Genomic DNA, 18,882 nt, shown 5'->3' with positions numbered 1-18,882 from the left:
AATGGCAGAACAACAAGTAGAAGTAAAACTTAAATCAGGATTACAAGCAAGACAGGCAGCTTTGTTCGTGCAAGAAGCAAATCGCTACTCTGCGGATGTGTTTTTAACGAAAGATAATAAAAAAGTAAATGCTAAAAGTATTATGGGTATTATGAGTTTGGCTGTTGCAAAAGGATCTACAGTTATTTTAACTGCAGATGGTGCCGATGAAGCACTTGCATTGGAAGGCCTAGTAAAACTAATTCAATCTGAGGATTAAATGAATAAAATATAAAAACCGCTATTCTCATCTTGCGAGAATAGCGGTTTTTTAGATGTTTATTTAATTTCGTTACGTTCAAAAATTTGATCGATTAAACCATATTCTTTTGCACGCTCAGCTGTCATAAAGTTATCACGATCTGTGTCTTTTGCTATAACTTCGATTGGTTGACCTGTACGTTCAGATAAAATACTGTTTAGTTTTTCGCGAAGGAATAAAATGCGTTTTGCAGCAATTTCAATTTCAGTCGCTTGACCTTGTGCACCACCAAGTGGTTGGTGAATCATAACTTCAGCATTCGGTAATGCAAAGCGTTTGCCTTTTTCACCAGCAGCAAGTAAGAAAGCACCCATAGATGCAGCCATACCGATACAAATTGTTTGTACATTTGGTTTGATGAATTGCATAGTATCGTAGATTGCCATACCAGCTGTAATGCTACCACCAGGGCTGTTAATGTATATAGAGATATCTTTCTCTGGATCTTCAGCTTCTAGGAATAAAAGTTGAGCAACAATAGCGTTTGCAACGTTGTCATCGATAGCGCTACCTAACATAATAATACGGTCTTTCAATAAGCGTGAGTAAATGTCATAAGCACGTTCACCGCGGTTTGTTTGTTCAATAACTGTAGGGATTAAGTTCATAAGAATATCCTCCTCAAAAGGTAAATTCAATTTTCCTGTATAAAAGCAATTTGCTTCTATTGTATCTTTATCATACACATTATGGTCAAGGAAGGTCAAATGATTCGAATCAAAATTCCTATGGTTGAATTGTTTTGGTTTCCTTTGTATAATAGAAAAGTCGCAATTGATGAATTGCCCTCGTAGTGTAATGGATAACACATAAGATTCCGGTTCTTAGGCTGGGGGTTCGATTCCCTCCGAGGGCGTATATAACTGCACTTCAAACATCTAGGTCGTTATTTAAATAGCGACCTAGATGTTTTTGTATGATGGGCTCCTGTAATGATAATATGCCCAAATCAATAGAATAATAAACTGTAATATAGAAATTAAAAGTCGCTTTTATATTGGAAAGCGACTTTTTGTGTCCGACTAATTACTATTTAAAATGTTTAGGTTGTTATTTTGTTTTATAAATAGCCATATAAGATTTGCAATTTCTTGGGCTTCTGCAGCATGTTTAGTACCTTTAAAGCTAGTGTTAAAGGGTAATACAATTGCTTCAATTATATAGTATGGGATGGTTTCTTCCCGTAATGATTTAATAAGGCAGGCTGTATATTCTTTACCAGCTTGTAAATCATCTTCGATAAGACCTTCTGAAAATCCATTTAGCTGTTCAACTAAATATTCTTTCGTTACATATTTATGTTTGAAATTCTCATGTAAGTACTTTGCTAAATCACAGCCAAGGAAATGTTCACCTTTCTCAATTTGAGCAGGTAAAATGGCGTCTAGTTGTTGAATGACGTATTTTACAATCAGTACTGGGTCAAGAGAATCTTCACGAGTAATTTTCCAAATATGTAGCATGTGTTGTATCATACCGAAAGTTAGGATGGCAGCATCATAACAGTGTGGCTTTGATTCTTCTCCGTAAATATCGACAATTCGTTTTGCGAGCCAATTTAATTCGTTAAGATGAAATCGCATTACTACTTCTTTAAGTTCCGGGTCACCTGAATGGAAAATCGATTCAAAGATGGGGATTAAATTTTGATCACGGTTTATTTGCATCAATACAGCAATTTGCTTAGCTAAAATGTTTTTATCTTTTGGATCCTGTCCTATAAGCATCTCATGCTTGCGAACATCGGCTTCCTCGCGACCCTTTGCTATTATGGCGATTAAGCATTCGTTTTTTGAAGCAAAATAATTATAAAAAGTGCCTTTAGAAATATGCGATTCATCTAGAATGTCTTGGATGGAAGTATTTTGAAAACCTTTTTCGACGAAGAGCTTTTGAGAGGCAACGATAACTTGACGTTTACGATTGTTCATAAATTCACCTGTATTTTCGATTAGTGTACTATCATTCTAACTTGGAAACGCTTTAATATCAATGTTTATAAAATGACAAAATTTTTTAGTTGAAAAAGTTGTACCATGAGTATAAAATGAATCAAGTAAACTTCTATATACGAAATATAATGAAAGTAGAGAGGATAAAATATGAATAGTAACGAATTACAGAAAAAGCCGCCTTACGCAATGATAGTAATCTTGTTTATAGGTGCTTTTGTTTCTTTTCTTAACAACACATTATTAAATGTGGCATTACCAACGATAATGAAGGAGTTTGATGTAGCGGCTTCTCAAGTTCAATGGTTATCAACTGGTTATATGCTTGTCGGAGGTATTCTAGTTCCAGCAAGTGCTTTCTTTATCACTCGATTTAAAAACCGTCATTTATTTATTACATCAATGACGTTGTTTTCTATAGGTACAGCGTTAGCTATATTCGCTCCAGAGTTCTGGGTACTTATTGCAGCTCGTATGATCCAAGCAGCAGGTGCAGCGGTATTAGGACCATTATTAATGAACGTTATGTTAACAAGCTTCCCAATTGAAAAACGTGGATCTGTTATGGGGATCTTCGGTCTAGTAATGATTTCTGCTCCAGCTATCGGACCAACATTATCAGGTTGGATTGTAGAGCACTATGATTGGCGTATGTTATTTGAAATCATCTTGCCTTTCGCAATTCTTGTATTATTGCTAGCAATCTTTAAACTAGGCAATGTAATGGAAACAAGAAAAGTAAGTCTAGATGTCTTTTCATTAATCTTGTCTACAATTGGATTTGGTTCTTTACTTTATGGCTTCAGTTCAGCTGGAGATAAAGGTTGGGATAGTCCAATCGTTTACGGTACAATTATTGTCGGTGTCTTAGGGGTTGCTGCATTTGTTATTAGACAGCTATTCTTAGAACAACCTTTACTAGATGTTAGAATCTACAAACACCCGATGTTTGCGCTATCTTCAGCGATTTCAATCGTTGTTTCTATGGCAATGTTCTCGGGTATGATTATTACACCAATTTATGTGCAAACAGTCCGTGGTATTTCGCCGTTAGATGCTGGATTATTAATGCTACCAGGTGCACTTGTGATGGGGATTATGTCACCAATTACAGGTAAGTTATTTGATAAATTTGGACCTAAAGCATTGGCTCTTACTGGGTTAACAATTACTACGCTTGCAACATATGAGTTAACAAAATTAACTGCTGATACGAGCTATGGTTACTTAATGTTTGCATATACAATTCGTATGTTCGGTATGTCTATGGTAATGATGCCGATTATGACAAATGGTTTAAACCAATTACCAATGAAGATGAATCCACATGGTACTGCCATGAATAATACGCTACAACAAGTTTCTGGCGCGATTGGTTCAGCTGTATTGATCACAATTATGACAAAGCATACAGCAACTCGTGCAAAAGAGATAGGTTTAGAAATGAAAGAAAAAATGGCTTCAGCTGCGCAATCTGGTAATGTACCAAGTGCAGCAGAAATTGCTCAAATGAAAGCTCAAGTTGGTCAACAAGCGTTGATTGATGGTATTAACTTCTCATTCTTTGTAGCGATGTGTATTACGATAGTTGCGTTTATATTAGCACTATTCGTTAAACGTGTTAAGGTTGATGGAAAATCAATGAAACCAACTGAAAACACTCAAACTCAAGAACAAAAAAAAGAAGTTAAAGCATAATTAACAAAAGAAAAAGCCCAGGTCATGACGTAAAGTCATAACTGGGCTTTTTTATTATTGTAGGCGGGAATTTGGAGCGGGGGCAAAAGCATTCAATAACTCTTGCATATCTTTTCCATCTAATTGTGGAACTTGATAATATTTATGTTTGTTTTGATACAGAGATAATTCGTAAGCCATTTCGATACAGTTCGGTATTGAATCGGCTAGCACACGTCTTGTGACTGGGTTAGTTGTTTCGAGGGCAGTTGTTGCCTTACATGAAGCGAGTTGTTTATGCCCACCTAGTAAGTAACCTGAAATCATTTCGTCATTCAGCTCAGAAGCATTGGACATTGGCTTTTTTGGCTGAGATGGTTCTAACCCGTAGATGAAATCATGGTTAAGTTTCATCTTATAGCTACCTGTCGGATGTGATGGATCACGTCCTCCTCTAAATGACTCAACTGTAATATTGTACTCATCTAGGCTGAAGTTGTACTGGCGGTCTAAAATATCCAGTAATTCTGGGTCTTGTACATGTGGACGCAAAAGTACAGCGTGATTAAGCATAGCAACTGTTTCAGATAATGTTTCGTGCATATCTAAAACTTCATGGCCACCATGATTCATCATCGCCGATTGTGGTTTATACATATCACCGGATTCAGTTTGTCCAAATTGGTTATTAGTCAATTGTTTGGCCTCCTTAATGAAATAGCGTTTTTACCGCAATTGTAGTATGGAGTTATTGCAAAGCATTATACGGTGAAAATGAAACTTCCAAATGTTTGAAGCGTATAATAAGTCGTATGTTTTTTCATAAGGAAGTAAGGGAAGAATAATTAAAAAATGAGGAGGTTATTCATTTGAAAAAGTTGGTCACACCTTTAATAATAATAGTCGTAATTATTGGTGTTTTAGCGATGATGATTGTACCGCGCTATAACAAACTAGTGAATGCGGATGAGCAAGTGGATTCGAAGTATGCTCAAATTGAAAATCAATTACAAAGACGTTTGGATTTAATACCTAATTTAGTGAATACAGTTAAAGGATATGCAAATCATGAAAAGGAAATTATGACGGACATCGCAGAATCTCGATCGAAATTAGCTGGGGCGAATACTCCGCAAGATCAAGCGATTGCAAATGATCAATTAACTGGTGCGTTAAATCGATTATTAGTTGTTGTAGAAAAGTATCCAGATTTAAAAGCAGATGCGAATTTCCGCCAACTGATGGATGAACTTTCTGGAACGGAAAATCGTATTGCTGTCGCGCGTGAAGATTATAATGAAGAAGTAAATAGTTATAATAAATTAAGAAGAGCATTTCCAGGGAACCTTATTGCTGGAATGTTCAATTTTGAGAAAAAAGAATATTTTAAAGCAAATCCTAATGCCAAAGATGCTCCAACAGTAGATTTTGGCGGAAATGATTCAAAATGAAAAAAATCACTCTTGTACTAGGTATATTATTTACTGGGGTGTTCTTTTTTATAACTTCTGCAACGACTCAAGCCGCAACTTTACCGAAGCCTGAGCAAGAAGGTTATGTGCAGGATTTCGCAAATGTTGTATCAAAAGACACAAAAGAAGAATTGAATGAGCTATCCAAAAATTTAGAGATTGCAACCGGTGCACAAATTTATATTCTAACTGTAGATACTTTAGATGGTTTGGATGCTGCATCTTATGGTACAAAAATCGTGCGTGCATGGGGAATTGGTAGCAAGGAAAAGAATAATGGCGTGCTTATATTAGCAAGCTTTGGTGACGCTGAAGGTGATCGAGATTTACATATTACTGTTGGTCAAGGTCTGGAAGGCGCATTACCTGACGCTAAAATTGGTCGGATTTTAGATGAATATATGGTGCCAAATTTAAAAGTTGGAAATTATGATGCCGCTTTTAGTTCTGCATATAAACTTATATATAATATCGTTGCAGAGGAATATAACTGGGATGGGACAGTAGATAAACCCGTAAAGCCTGAAGAAGAGGGCTTATCGCCACTATCGATAATCATCATCGTTATCCTTTTTTTGATCATATATAGTATTTTTTCAAAAGGCGGAGGTGGATCTGGTGGTTCACGAGGTCGCCGAAGACGTATATATGATTATGGTGGCTGGGGAAGTTTTAATTCTGGTGGTCCTGGTAGATCTAGTGGCAGAAGTTTTGGAGGATTCAACGGAGGTGGAGGTTCATCAGCTGGAGGGGGAGCAGGGCGTAAATGGTAGATGAAGTGGTTTCGCAAAACATGCGGAACCATTTTTTTTATATGAGTTTTGGATTGGCATGGTCATCGCATAAACTTTATAATTGAGGTGGGGGTGTGAAGAAATGTCATTTCGTTTTGAGCAAACGCAAACGCAAATTCAAAAGCTAGCACTAACGCAGGAAATGCGGCAATCATTAGATTTACTGCAATATTCTTCTGAAGAACTGCACGCATTTCTACAAGAAAAACAAGTTGAAAATCCCTTTTTAAAAATAAAAGTAAAATCATCAAAGAATCACCAGGCTAAAGATTGGGTTGAATGGACTGCATCAGCAGAATCGGATTCAATTCAAAGTTCTATTATGGATCAGTTATTAAACGAATCCTTATCTCCAGAATGTAAAAAAGCTATCAATTGGTTAATTAATGATTTTGATGATTTTGGCTTCTTAACTAGTACTGATGAAGAATATTCTAAATGGCTTGGTCTGAATATTACGACTATAAAACAAGCTAGACAATACATATTACAGTGTGAACCAACTGGCATTGGCGCATGCTCGATGTCACAATGTTTATTATTACAAGCAGAAAAAGGGCAAATGGATGAAGTAGTTTGCAATATTTTATCTAGTTACTACACATTATTTATTGAGAAAAAGTGGCAGGAGTTAGGGCGTGTTTCCAACTATTCTTTAAAACAAATCCAACAAGCAGCTGATGCAATTGGTACATTGAATCCGTCACCTATAGATTATTTAAGAACACCTAAAACAGAATATATAATTTCAGAAGCAGACGTTTTTATGGAAAATGGTAAATTGTTAATTAGATATACAAAGGAAGCATTTCCTTCTGTAGAGTTAGATGAAGAGTATGTTAAGCAAATCCAAGGAGATCAAGAATCACTTGCTTATATTAATGGAATGAAGGAACAGGTACGTATTATAGATAAGCAACTATTACAAAGAAAAGAAACTCTGCGCCTCGTCATTCAAGAAATCGTTAAAAAACAATCAGCATTTTTTTCAAAAGGTTATGATGCCATTGTTCCTTATACAATGACAGAATTAGCTACAAAGTTAGAATTACATGAGTCGACGATTAGTAGGACAATTAAAGAAAAATATATTCATACTGCATTGGGTACATTACCATTACGTAGATTCTTTTCACAGCGGTCAACGATGATTAAGGACGAAGACGTTTCTGTTGATCGTGTCAAAACACAGTTACAACAATTAATTCAAGCTGAAGATAAAACAAAGCCATTATCGGATCAAACAATAAAAAGTTTGCTCGAGCAACAAGGTTTGGTATTATCAAGACGTGTCATAGCGAAGTACCGGGAGCAATTGGGTATACTTGCTTCGACGAAACGAAAAAGGTTTGAGTAATGAGGTGAGTAGATGAACATTAAATATTATAGTCGTCCGGGTTGTGGGCTTTGTGAAGAAGGGATAGAACTATTAAAGATAGTACAAGAAGATGTTCCATTTACAATAGAAGAAATTAATATTGAAACAGATGATGAGCTGCATGAGAAATTTATGTTAATGATTCCGGTGGTTGAAAAGAATGGAGAAATCGTTCAATATGGATTACTTGATTATGTGACTTTATTAGAGGGATTAGCTATTGACGAGGGGTAGTTCCCCTCTTTTTTTCTAAAAAAATTAATTTATTATTCACTTTTTAGTTGCGATTTCTGAAAGGCAATTGTATACTATGGGCATGAAATAAATTTTTTTACCCCATGTGGGACAAAATTATAACCAGTGGGATAGAAAATAACCCACCGCTGATGGAGGAAGTAATAATATGTATACATTATCGGAGGCACAATTAAAATTACTACCCGAAATGTCAGACATCCTTCAAATCAGATATCGACTTCTTCAAACGATTCAGATGATGGGTCCGATTGGCCGTAGAGCATTAGCTGAGCAATTATCAGTAACTGAGCGTGAAGTACGTAAGGAAACTGATTTGTTAAACGAGCAAGGATTAATATTTACAAGTCGTTTAGGTATGAGTATTTCGGATAGTGGGCATCATGTACTCAGTAAACTAAAATCTCTCGTGCATGAATGGTCAGGAATATCATCATTAGAAACTATACTCACAAGACAATTCAAAATTCAAAAAGTAATCATTGTACCTGGCAATAATGATGTTGAACCTTCTGTCAAAACTTTAATGGGGACGGAAGCTGCAAATGAGCTAGAACGTTTAGCGAATGGTAAGAAAACCGTAGCTGTCACTGGTGGAAGTACTGTCAGTGCAATTGCTGAAAGTTTAACTCCATCGAATAAATTTTCACAACTACAGTTTATTGCAGCTCGGGGTGGCATCGGTGAAGAAATGCAGTTGCAAGCAAATACCATTGCATCTGTATTTGCAAGTAAAACAGGCGGTACTTATCGCACGTTATATTTACCGGAATATTTAAGTGAAAATGCTTATTCTACAATGATGCAAGAACCTATTGTGAGAGAAATGATCGATTTATATGAACAGACTGATATTGTCATACATGGTATCGGTTCTGCAGAGGAAATGGCTGTTCGCAGAAATTCATCACCTGAAGATTTACAAGCATTACAAAGTTTTGGAGCAGTCGGTGAAGCTTTTGGTTATTATTTTGATGAAACGGGTAACGCAGTACATAGAATTCGTACTGTTGGTATCCAGCTGGAACAAGTTCATAAATGCCCGTCTATTTTAGCAGTAGCGGGAGGAACTTCGAAGGCTAAGGCAATTCTTTCGTATATTAAAAATCCTGCTGAGCAAACTATCCTTATAACGGATCTAGGAGCAGCAGAAGAAATGATTCAATTACTTAAGTAATTAAACAAATGGAGGAATAGAACATGACTTTAAAATTAGCGATTAACGGATTTGGACGTATTGGACGATTAGTATTTCGAAATGCAGTACAGCACGAGAATATTGAGGTAGTAGCAGTAAACGATTTAACAGACGCAGCAATGTTAGCTCATCTGTTAAAATATGATTCCGTACACGGTATTTTAGATGCAGAAGTATCTTCTGAAGGCGAATACCTAATTGTTAATGGTAAGAGAGTACGTGTTTATGCTGAAAAAGATCCAGCAGTTTTACCTTGGAAAGAACTTGGAGTCGATATTGTTATCGAATCTACAGGACATTTTGTTAAAACAGAATTAGCAAGTAAACACCTTGAAGCAGGTGCTAAAAAAGTTATCGTTTCTGCACCAGGTAAAGGTAATATGCCTACATTTGTTATGGGTGTAAACCATAAAGAATACAATGCTTCAGAGCATGATGTTGTTTCAAATGCATCTTGTACTACAAACTGCTTAGCACCATTAGCAAAAGTATTAGATGAGAAATTTGGTATTAAACGTGGAATGATGACTACAATCCACTCATATACAAATGACCAACGCATTTTAGACTTACCTCATTCTGATTATCGTCGTGCACGTGCAGCTGGTGAATCAATGATTCCAACAACAACAGGTGCTGCAGTGGCAGTTGCAAAAGTTTTACCTAACTTAAAAGGCAAATTAGACGGTATGGCAGTACGTGTACCAACTCCTAATGTTTCTTTAGTAGACTTAGTAGCTGAATTAGATAAATCAGTAACAGTAGAAGAAATCAATGCTACACTAAAAGAAGCTTCAGAAAACGAACTAAAAGGTATTTTGAATTTCACAGATTTACCACTAGTTTCAATTGATTATAATGGTAATAAAGCATCATCAACAATTGATAGCCTATCAACAATGGTCCTTGAAGATAACCTAGTTAAAGTACTATCTTGGTACGACAATGAGTCAGGATATTCTTCTCGTTGTATCGACTTAGCTCTTTACATGTACGATCAAGGTTTGTAATAGAAAAACCGTAGCCTTTATGAACCCGAGAGTTTATAATGTATTAGGGTAAAAGGAGAAGGGGTTACTCTTCTCCTTCTTTTGTTCCTAAAAGAGTAAGCGTTTGCCTACTAGTACTATTGGAATGAATTTTCGAACGTATTGTCGAATAGCCTGTTGTATTATCAAAAAATTATAAATAAGATGCTTGTTTCACATAGTTGGAAAAGCAATTTTAACAATTGGAGGAGGCTCTCTTCATGTATCAGAAGAAGACGATGAATGATGTAGAAGTAAACGGAAAACGTGTATTTGTGCGCGTAGATTTTAATGTGCCTATGGAAGATGGTAAAATCACCGACGACACTCGTATTAGAGCAGCACTTCCTACAATTTCTAACCTAGTTGAAAAAGGTGCTAAAGTAATTTTAGCTAGTCATCTTGGACGTCCAAAAGGTGAAGTGAAAGAAGAGTTACGTTTAACTGCAGTTGGTAAACATCTAGCTGAATTGCTAGGAAAACCTGTTACAAAATTAGACGAATCAATTGGTGAAACAGTAGAAAAAGCAATAGCAGAAATGGAAAATGGTGACGTTGTATTACTTGAAAACGTTCGTTTCCATGCTGGAGAAGAAAAGAATGATGCTGACCTTGCAGCAAACTTTGCTAAATTAGCAGATATTTATGTGAATGATGCATTTGGAGCAGCTCACCGTGCACATGCAACGACTGCGGGCATCGCTGAATACATCCCAGCTGTTTCGGGCTTATTAATGGAGAAAGAGCTTGATGTATTAGGTAAAGCATTATCTACTCCAGAACGTCCATTCACTGCTATTATTGGTGGAGCTAAAGTTAAAGATAAGATTGGTGTAATCGAAAACCTTTTAGAGAAAGTAGATAACTTAATTATTGGTGGAGGTCTATCATACACATTCTCTAAAGCACAAGGTTTTGATATCGGACAATCTTTATTAGAAGAAGATAAAATTGAGTTAGCGAAATCTTTCATCGAAAAAGCGCAAGCTAAAGGTGTGAAATTGCATATGCCTGTCGATGTAGTTGTTGCAGATACCTTCTCTAAAGACGCAAACACAAAAGTTGTTGATATTGATCAAATCCCTTCTGATTGGATGGGGCTTGATATTGGTCCTAAAACAACTGCAAATTATGCAGATGTCATTAAAAACTCTAAGTTAGTTATTTGGAATGGACCGATGGGTGTCTTTGAAATGGATGCTTTTGCGAACGGAACAAAAGGTGTTGCTCAAGCTATGGCTGAAACTGATGCCTACACTATTATTGGTGGTGGAGATTCAGCCGCAGCAGTGGAAAAATTCCATGTAGCAGATAAGATGGACCACATCTCAACAGGTGGCGGTGCATCACTAGAATTTATGGAAGGCAAAGCTTTACCAGGCGTTGTCGCATTAAACGATAAATAATGGAGGGTATTCACATGCGTAAACCAATTATTGCAGGTAACTGGAAAATGTTTAAACACTTAAGCGATGCTGTAGAATTTGTAGAGGCAGTAAAATCATCAATTCCAAACAAAGAAAAAGTGGACTCAGTTATTTGCGCTCCAGCTTTATTCTTGCCAACACTTGTCGAACAAGCTAAAGGCTCTAATTTAGCGATTGGTGCTCAAACAATGCACTTTGAAAAAGAAGGTGCCTTTACAGGTGAAGTAAGTCCTTCTCAACTATCAGACATTGCTGTTTCTTATGTGGTTTTAGGCCACTCTGAGCGCCGTGAGTATTATAACGAAACGGATGCAGCAGTTAACAAAAAAACTCAGGCAGCATTTGAATATAACTTAACTCCAATTGTATGTGTTGGTGAAACACTAGAAGAGCGTGAAGCTGGAAACACAGTTGCAAAAGTAGCTGGTCAAGTACGTGCAGCTCTTGAAGGTTTATCAACAGAGCAAGTAAAACAAACTGTTATTGCATACGAGCCAATTTGGGCAATCGGTACAGGTAAAACGGCAACTGCTGAAGATGCAAATGAAGTTTGTGGAGCGGTTCGTGCCACTGTTCAAGAAATTGCTGGTCCAGATGCTGCTGCAGCAATTCGCATTCAATATGGTGGAAGTGTGAAACCTGAAAATATTGTTGAATTGCTATCAATGGAGCACATTGACGGGGCTCTTGTAGGTGGAGCAAGCCTACAATCAGATTCTTATTTGAGACTTTTGGAGGCGGGCGCAAATGCCTAAAAAACCTGTAGCACTTATTATTTTAGACGGTTTAGGTTTACGTAGTGAAGTGTTTGGAAATGCTGTAGCACAAGCGAAAAAACCAACATTTGATCGTTTATGGAATACGTATCCACACTCGACTCTACTTGCTTCAGGTGAAGCAGTAGGGTTGCCAGATGGACAAATGGGTAACTCAGAGGTTGGCCATTTGAATATTGGTGCTGGACGTGTTGTGTATCAAAGTTTAACGAGAATTCACAAGTCTATTAAAGATGGTGACTTCTTTGAAAATGATGCATTAGTGCAAGCAGTAAAACATGCAAAAGAGAATAATACGAAACTACATTTAATGGGCTTACTTTCTGATGGCGGTGTACATAGTCATTATTCGCACTTATTCGCACTGTTAAAGCTAGCTAAGAAATATGGTTTAGATGAAGTTTATATTCATGGTTTCTTAGATGGTCGTGACGTAGCACCAACATCAGCAGTTTCTTATATTGAAGAAACTGAACGTCAAATAGCTGAAATCGGTGTAGGAAAATTCGCATCAATCAGTGGTCGTTACTATGCAATGGATCGTGACAATCGTTGGGATCGTATTGAAAAAGTGTATCAAGTACTCGTAGAAGCTAAAGGTGAAGAAGCAAGTTCTGCAATATCTGGTGTGCAAGATTCATATGCAAAAGATATTACAGATGAATTTGTTGTACCTTTTGTCGTGAAAGAAAACGGCAAACCTGTTGCAACAATTGATTCAAATGATTCTATCATTTTCTTTAACTTCCGCCCAGACCGAGCAATTGAACTTTCAAAAGCATTTACGAATCCTGCATTTAATGGTTTTGAATTAAGTGAAAAACATCCTAAAGATCTCGTATATGTAACGTTCAAGCATTATAGTGATGAAGTAAATGCGAAGGTTGCGTTTGAAAATGATAACTTGGTCAATACTATTGGCGAAGTAATAGCAAATGAAGGTTTAACTCAATTGCGTATTGCTGAAACTGAGAAATATCCTCATGTCACATTCTTTATGAGTGGTGGACGTGAAGAGAAATTCGCTGGTGAAGAGCGTATTTTGATAAATTCACCGAAAGTAGCGACATACGATTTAAAACCTGAAATGAGTGCTTATGAGGTAACTGATGCACTATTAGCAACGATTGAATCTGATGCATTTGATGGCATTATTCTCAACTTTGCTAATCCTGATATGGTTGGCCATAGCGGTATGCTAGAACCAACGATTAAGGCAATTGAAGTTGTTGATGAGTGTTTAGGTAAAATTGTAGATGCTATCATTGCAAAAGGTGGAGCAGCAATTGTAACTGCTGATCATGGGAATTCTGACGAGGTTACTACTTTGGAAGGTCAACCGATGACAGCTCATACAACGAACCCTGTTCCAGTAATCGTCACAAAAGAAAATATCGTTTTACGAGATGGTGGAATTTTAGCCGATTTGGCTCCAACCATGTTAAAATTACTTGGAGTGGAACAACCACTTGAAATGACAGGAAAACCATTATTTTAAAACTGAGGAGAGTTAAAACAATGCCAATTATTACAGACGTACAAGCTCGTGAAGTATTAGATTCACGTGGTAACCCAACAGTAGAAGTAGAAGTATTCACAGAAAGCGGTGCATTTGGTCGTGCAATCGTACCATCTGGTGCATCTACAGGGGAATATGAAGCAGTAGAATTGCGCGATGGCGATAAAGGTCGCTACCTTGGAAAAGGTGTTTTAAAAGCAGTTGATAATGTAAATAACGTCATTGCACCTGAATTAATCGGTAACTATGCTGTACTTGATCAAGTATCAATTGATAACAGCATGATCGAATTAGATGGTACTGAAAACAAAGGTAAACTTGGAGCAAATGCTATTCTTGGCGTATCTTTAGCAGTTGCACATGCAGCAGCAGACTATTTAGGAGTTCCTCTTTATCAATATATCGGTGGCGTAAATGCAAAACAATTACCAGTACCGATGATGAACATCTTAAATGGTGGCGAACACGCTGATAACAACGTAGATATTCAAGAATTTATGGTAATGCCTGTAGGCGCTGAATCTTTCCGCCACGCATTACGTATGGGTACTGAAATCTTCCACAACTTAAAAGCTGTATTAAAAGAGTCTGGACATAATACTGCAGTAGGTGATGAAGGTGGCTTCGCGCCAAACCTTTCTTCTAACGAGGAAGCACTTGCTACAATTATGACAGCAATCGAACGTGCTGGTTACAAACCAGGCGAAGAAGTATTCTTAGCAATGGACGTTGCATCTTCTGAACTATTCAGTAAAGAAGACGGTAAATACCACTTAGTTGGTGAAGGCGTTGTTAAAACTTCTGAAGAGATGGTAGCATGGTACGAGGAAATGACTAATAAATATCCAATCATCTCTATTGAAGACGGCTTAGATGAAAATGACTGGGCTGGTCATAAATTATTAACAGAACGTATTGGCGAGAAAGTACAACTTGTTGGTGATGACTTATTCGTTACAAATACGAAAAAATTATCACGTGGTATCGAAGAAGGCGTTGGTAACTCAATCCTAATTAAAGTTAACCAAATCGGTACTTTAACAGAAACTTTAGATGCTATTGAAATGGCTAAACAAGCAGGCTACACAGCTGTTATCTCTCACCGTTCAGGTGAATCTGAAGATTCAACTATTGCTGACATCGCAGTAGCTGTAAATGCTGGCCAAATCAAAACAGGTGCACCTTCACGTACTGACCGTGTTGCGAAATATAACCAATTACTTCGCATCGAAGATCAACTAGACTCAACATCAAGATATAATGGCTTAAAATCTTTCTACAACTTAAAAAAATAAGTTAGAAATTTACTTAAGCTCTAAATAACAGAGAGCTATTTCACTGTCTCAATAAGGGCAGTAGAAATAGCTCTATTTTTTCATTAGGTAGTCGTCAAAATTGTATGGAAATGTTAGAATATAACTTAAGCGCTAGTCTATTTACAGGCTACATAGCATGATTGAATTAGAACAACGTTGTCATTACGTACAGTTTTTGGTAAGATAAGACTGTTGTGATGTTTCGAATCAGGAGGTGGAACATATGCATACTGTGATTATGACACTATTAATCATTGTTTCTCTTGCATTAGTTGTCTTAGTATTATTACAATCAAGTAAAAGTGCAGGTCTTTCGGGAGCCATCTCTGGTGGAGCTGAGCAACTTTTTGGTAAGCAAAAAGCTCGAGGCATGGACCTTATTTTGCACCGCATTACGGTAGTATTATCAATTTTATTTTTTGTACTAGCTTTAGCTATTGCGAAATTTTAATGAGCGATATTTGAACCGCCTGACCACCATATGGTTAGGCGTTTTCTTTTATAAAAGCATATAATTAATAATAGAACACTTACATACATGAATTGTATTATTAATGGAGGTTTGCTTCATGGAAGTTTTAATGTCACAGCCTTTCTTTTTTAAAGCAGGTCCACGCGCAGTTTTACTGTTGCATGGCTTCACTGGGAATTCTTCTGATGTACGAATGCTTGGAAGGTTTTTGGAGAAAAAAGGCTATACTACGCTTGCTCCTCATTATAAAGGCCACGGTGTACCACCAGAGGAATTAATCCATACAAAACCATCAGAGTGGTGGGAAGACGTTCTACAAGGATATAATACTTTAAAAGAAGCTGGTTATGAAGAAATTGCAGTTGCCGGTTTATCTTTAGGTGGTGTATTTTCACTGCGTTTAGGGTATACACTACCTATTAAGGGGATTGCGACAATGTGTGCACCAATGTCAATGCGCACTACGGATTTAATGTTCGAAGGTGTATTGAAATATGCACGTGACTTTAAAAAGTTTATTGGAAAAAAACCAGATGAAATCGAGCAAGAGATATCTGAGCTGAAAGAACAAGGGATGCCTTCACTTTCAGAATTACGAGAACTTGTTTATCAAGTTCGAGATCAGATTGATCTAATCTATGCTCCAATATTCGTTGCCCAAGGATTATTAGATGACGTGATTGACATAAATTCAGCACAAATCATTTATGATCAGGTGGAGTCCAATGATAAAGACATAAAATGGTATAAAGAGTCCGGGCACGTTATTACTCTTGACAAAGAGAAAAAACAATTACATGAAGATATATATGCTTTTTTAGAAAAACTCGATTGGCGAGAGTAGAAATGGCATTCTTCGCAAACGCTATTAGAAGGAGGGAAGAAAGATGAACAATCAAGAATTAACATTGCAAGAACGATTATTAACTTTCATGAAAGAAGAACAATATAAACCGCTCACTGTTGCCGAATTCGAACAACAATTTGGTTTTAAAGATGCGGATGAATTTAAAGAACTAGTGAAAACACTAGTGAGAATGGAACAGCAAGGGCAGGTAGTACGCTCTAATACGAATCGATATGGTACGCCAGATCGTATGAATTTGTTAAAAGGTCGCTTCATCGGTCATGCAAAAGGTTTTGGCTTTGTTGCACCAGAAGAAGCAGGAATGGATGATGTGTTCATACCGCCAGATGCTATTAACGGTGCATTAAATGGTGATACAGTATTAATTCGTGTATCTAAAACAACTTCTGGAGATCGACGAGAAGGTAAAATCATTCAAATTGTAGAAAGAGGAACAACGAAGGTTGTCGGCGTCTTTCAAGCAAATCGTGGTTTTGGCTTTGTAGTGCCAGATGATAAGAAGTTATCAATCGATTTCTTTATCGCAAAAGGGGATACTCTAGGTGCGATGGATGGTCATAAAGTAGTCATTGAAATTACTGGGTGGCCAGATGATAATCGCTCAGCAACAGGAATCGTAACACAAATTTTAGGTCACAAAAATGATCCAGGTGTAGACATCTTATCGATTATCCATAAACATGGTATCGCTATCGACTTCCCAAAAGAAGTGATTGATGCTGCATCAGCTATTCCTGATGAAGTAACTCAAGCAGATTTAGAAGGTCGTATCGACTTACGTGATCAAATGATTGTCACAATTGACGGTGAAACGGCAAAAGATTTAGATGACGCTGTTACTGTGACAAAAAATGATGATGGTACGTATAAGCTAGGCGTTCATATCGCTGACGTAAGCTACTACGTAACAGAAGGTTCAGATCTTGATGAAGAAGCGTATGATCGTGCTACTAGTGTGTATTTAACAGACCGCGTTATTCCGATGATTCCTCATCGACTATCAAACGGTATTTGTTCGTTAAATCCACAAGTTGACCGACTAACATTATCTTGTGAGATGACGATTAATGGTAGTGGTGAAGTAATAGGACACGAGATTTTCCAAAGTGTCATTAATACGACTGAGCGTATGACGTATACAGACGTTTATAAGATCTTAGAAGAAGATGACGAAGAGTTAAAAGAACGTTATGCAGATCTTGTTCCTATGTTTAAGGATATGGGCGAATTAGCGCAAATTCTACGCAATAAACGTATGGACCGCGGTGCTGTGGACTTTGACTTTAAAGAATCTCAAGTTCTTGTAGATGAAAATGGTTGGCCTACAGATGTTGTATTACGTGAACGTACAGTCGCAGAGCGTCTGATCGAAGAGTTTATGTTAGCAGCCAATGAGACTGTTGCAGAACATTTCAAATGGATGGATGTACCTTTCATTTATCGTATTCACGAAGATCCTAAGCCAGAAAAACTTCAACGATTCTTTGAATTTGTAACAAACTTTGGGTTAGTGATTAAAGGTACTGGTAACACAGTCCACCCACGTGCATTACAAGAGATTTTAGAATCAGTTGATGGATTACCTGAGGAACCTGTTATTTCGACTATGATGCTTCGTTCTATGCAACAAGCAAAATATAGTGCGGAATGTTTAGGACACTTTGGTTTATCTACAGAGTTTTACACACACTTTACATCTCCAATCCGTCGTTACCCGGACTTAATTGTTCACAGATTGATCCGTACGTACTTAATTAACGGTGATGTTTCATCTGCTACAATTGCACACTGGAATGCTATAATGGATGAAATCGCACAGCATACTTCTGAGCGCGAACGTCGTGCAGTCGATGCAGAGCGTGATACAGATGCACTGAAAAAAGCACAATTCATGGCTGATAAAATTGGTGATGAATTTGAAGGTATCATTAGTTCAATTACAAACTTTGGTATGTTCATCGAATTAGAAAACACAATTGAAGGCCTTGTTCATATTAGTAATATGACAGATGATTACTACCGTTTTGACGACCGTCAAATGGTGATGATTGGCGAACGTACCGGTCGTATTTTCCGTATTGGTGATGGTGTAGAAATTAAAGTTAAGGCTGTCAACGTTGAAGAATCAGCTGTTGATTTTGAAATCGTCGGTATGAAACGCGAATTCGGCCGTACTCGCAAAGAAGCACCACGTGTCATTCATGCGAAGAAAAAAGAGGGCACTAGAGGTGGCAGAGGAAAAGGCAGAAGCGAAAGTGCAAGCGGAAGCGGAACTCGAAAACCAAGTGGTGCAAAAGTGAATGGTAAAACACGCAAGGAAGAGCGTAAAGCTTCCGGTAAAAGTGGTAGCCAAAAGAAAAAGTTCTACGAAGGTATTGCTAAAAAGAAAAAAGGCAGCAATGGTAAAAAGAAAAATAAAGAGAAGCGCTAGTCGCTTCTCCTCTATTTA

The 18,882-nt window shown here is 37.2% G+C and carries 18 protein-coding genes and 1 tRNA gene; 16 read left to right on the top strand and 3 right to left on the bottom strand.

From position 1 onward, the window contains the following. The first annotated feature begins 1 nt into the window (after position 1). Positions 2-259 carry an HPr family phosphocarrier protein gene (locus AMD00_RS19545; protein WP_053418700.1) on the top strand — a complete coding sequence of 86 codons (258 nt, stop codon included), beginning with the start codon at positions 2-4 and terminating at the stop codon, positions 257-259. A gap of 59 nt (positions 260-318) precedes the next feature. On the opposite strand, the gene clpP is transcribed toward AMD00_RS19545, so the two are convergent. Further along, the gene (clpP, locus tag AMD00_RS19540) at positions 319-909 is read right to left on the bottom strand and encodes an ATP-dependent Clp endopeptidase proteolytic subunit ClpP (protein ID WP_038188848.1); all 591 of its coding nucleotides are present in this window, start codon (positions 907-909) and stop codon (positions 319-321) included. A gap of 176 nt (positions 910-1,085) precedes the next feature. Between clpP and AMD00_RS19535 the strand changes: the two genes are divergently transcribed. After that, positions 1,086-1,157: transfer RNA gene (locus tag AMD00_RS19535), tRNA-Arg, on the top strand. A gap of 166 nt (positions 1,158-1,323) precedes the next feature. Here AMD00_RS19535 and AMD00_RS19530 read toward each other — a convergent pair. Next, a complete protein-coding gene (locus tag AMD00_RS19530) occupies positions 1,324-2,232 on the bottom strand; it encodes a TetR/AcrR family transcriptional regulator (protein ID WP_053418699.1) in 909 nt (302 codons plus the stop codon). A 171-nt stretch (positions 2,233-2,403) separates the two neighbouring features. Here AMD00_RS19530 and AMD00_RS19525 point away from each other — a divergent pair, with 171 nt between their 5' ends. Then, positions 2,404-3,951 (top strand): DHA2 family efflux MFS transporter permease subunit, encoded by a 1,548-nt coding sequence (locus AMD00_RS19525; RefSeq protein ID WP_053418698.1) that lies wholly within the window; start codon positions 2,404-2,406, stop codon positions 3,949-3,951. Between the two features lie 54 nt (positions 3,952-4,005). On the opposite strand, the gene AMD00_RS19520 is transcribed toward AMD00_RS19525, so the two are convergent. Then, complete coding sequence (locus AMD00_RS19520; RefSeq protein ID WP_390393726.1) at positions 4,006-4,626, bottom strand: spore coat protein; 621 nt, start codon at positions 4,624-4,626, stop codon at positions 4,006-4,008. 173 nt (positions 4,627-4,799) lie between these two features. Here AMD00_RS19520 and AMD00_RS19515 point away from each other — a divergent pair, with 173 nt between their 5' ends. The 13 genes from AMD00_RS19515 (at position 4,800) to rnr (ending at position 18,864) form a co-directional block, all read left to right on the top strand. Further along, complete coding sequence (locus AMD00_RS19515) at positions 4,800-5,381, top strand: LemA family protein (protein ID WP_053418697.1); 582 nt, start codon at positions 4,800-4,802, stop codon at positions 5,379-5,381. Continuing rightward, complete coding sequence (locus tag AMD00_RS19510; protein WP_053418696.1) at positions 5,378-6,175, top strand: TPM domain-containing protein; 798 nt, start codon at positions 5,378-5,380, stop codon at positions 6,173-6,175. The genes AMD00_RS19515 and AMD00_RS19510 overlap by 4 nt, the downstream gene beginning before the upstream one ends. Positions 6,176-6,278: 103 nt before the next feature. Beyond that, complete coding sequence (gene rpoN / locus AMD00_RS19505) at positions 6,279-7,553, top strand: RNA polymerase factor sigma-54 (RefSeq protein ID WP_053418695.1); 1,275 nt, start codon at positions 6,279-6,281, stop codon at positions 7,551-7,553. A 12-nt stretch (positions 7,554-7,565) separates the two neighbouring features. Beyond that, entirely contained in the window at positions 7,566-7,808 is a 243-nt protein-coding gene (locus AMD00_RS19500) for a glutaredoxin family protein (protein WP_053418694.1), read from the top strand. Positions 7,809-7,977: 169 nt separating this feature from the next. Next, positions 7,978-9,006 carry a sugar-binding transcriptional regulator gene (locus AMD00_RS19495; RefSeq protein WP_053418693.1) on the top strand — a complete coding sequence of 343 codons (1,029 nt, stop codon included), beginning with the start codon at positions 7,978-7,980 and terminating at the stop codon, positions 9,004-9,006. 23 nt (positions 9,007-9,029) lie between these two features. Continuing rightward, on the top strand, positions 9,030-10,037 hold the full coding sequence (gap, locus tag AMD00_RS19490; RefSeq protein ID WP_053418692.1) for a type I glyceraldehyde-3-phosphate dehydrogenase: 1,008 nt from the start codon (positions 9,030-9,032) through the stop codon (positions 10,035-10,037). 239 nt (positions 10,038-10,276) lie between these two features. Continuing rightward, positions 10,277-11,461 (top strand): phosphoglycerate kinase, encoded by a 1,185-nt coding sequence (locus AMD00_RS19485; RefSeq protein ID WP_053418691.1) that lies wholly within the window; start codon positions 10,277-10,279, stop codon positions 11,459-11,461. Between the two features lie 14 nt (positions 11,462-11,475). Then, on the top strand, positions 11,476-12,237 hold the full coding sequence (gene tpiA, locus AMD00_RS19480) for a triose-phosphate isomerase (protein WP_053418690.1): 762 nt from the start codon (positions 11,476-11,478) through the stop codon (positions 12,235-12,237). Beyond that, positions 12,230-13,756 (top strand): 2,3-bisphosphoglycerate-independent phosphoglycerate mutase, encoded by a 1,527-nt coding sequence (gene gpmI, locus AMD00_RS19475; protein ID WP_053418689.1) that lies wholly within the window; start codon positions 12,230-12,232, stop codon positions 13,754-13,756. The genes tpiA and gpmI overlap by 8 nt, the downstream gene beginning before the upstream one ends. Positions 13,757-13,776: 20 nt before the next feature. Continuing rightward, entirely contained in the window at positions 13,777-15,072 is a 1,296-nt protein-coding gene (eno, locus tag AMD00_RS19470) for a phosphopyruvate hydratase (RefSeq protein ID WP_053418688.1), read from the top strand. Positions 15,073-15,316: 244 nt separating this feature from the next. After that, complete coding sequence (secG, locus tag AMD00_RS19465) at positions 15,317-15,544, top strand: preprotein translocase subunit SecG (protein WP_053418687.1); 228 nt, start codon at positions 15,317-15,319, stop codon at positions 15,542-15,544. Positions 15,545-15,662: 118 nt separating this feature from the next. Beyond that, a complete protein-coding gene (locus AMD00_RS19460) occupies positions 15,663-16,409 on the top strand; it encodes an alpha/beta hydrolase (protein ID WP_053418686.1) in 747 nt (248 codons plus the stop codon). Between the two features lie 43 nt (positions 16,410-16,452). Next, positions 16,453-18,864 (top strand): ribonuclease R, encoded by a 2,412-nt coding sequence (gene rnr / locus AMD00_RS19455; RefSeq protein WP_053418685.1) that lies wholly within the window; start codon positions 16,453-16,455, stop codon positions 18,862-18,864. Positions 18,865-18,882 lie beyond the last annotated feature (18 nt).

The organism is Viridibacillus arvi (assembly GCF_001274945.1).
In the GTDB taxonomy this organism is placed as follows: Bacteria; Bacillota; Bacilli; order Bacillales_A; family Planococcaceae; genus Viridibacillus; species Viridibacillus arvi.
This window is presented reverse-complemented; position numbering and strand designations above follow the sequence as displayed.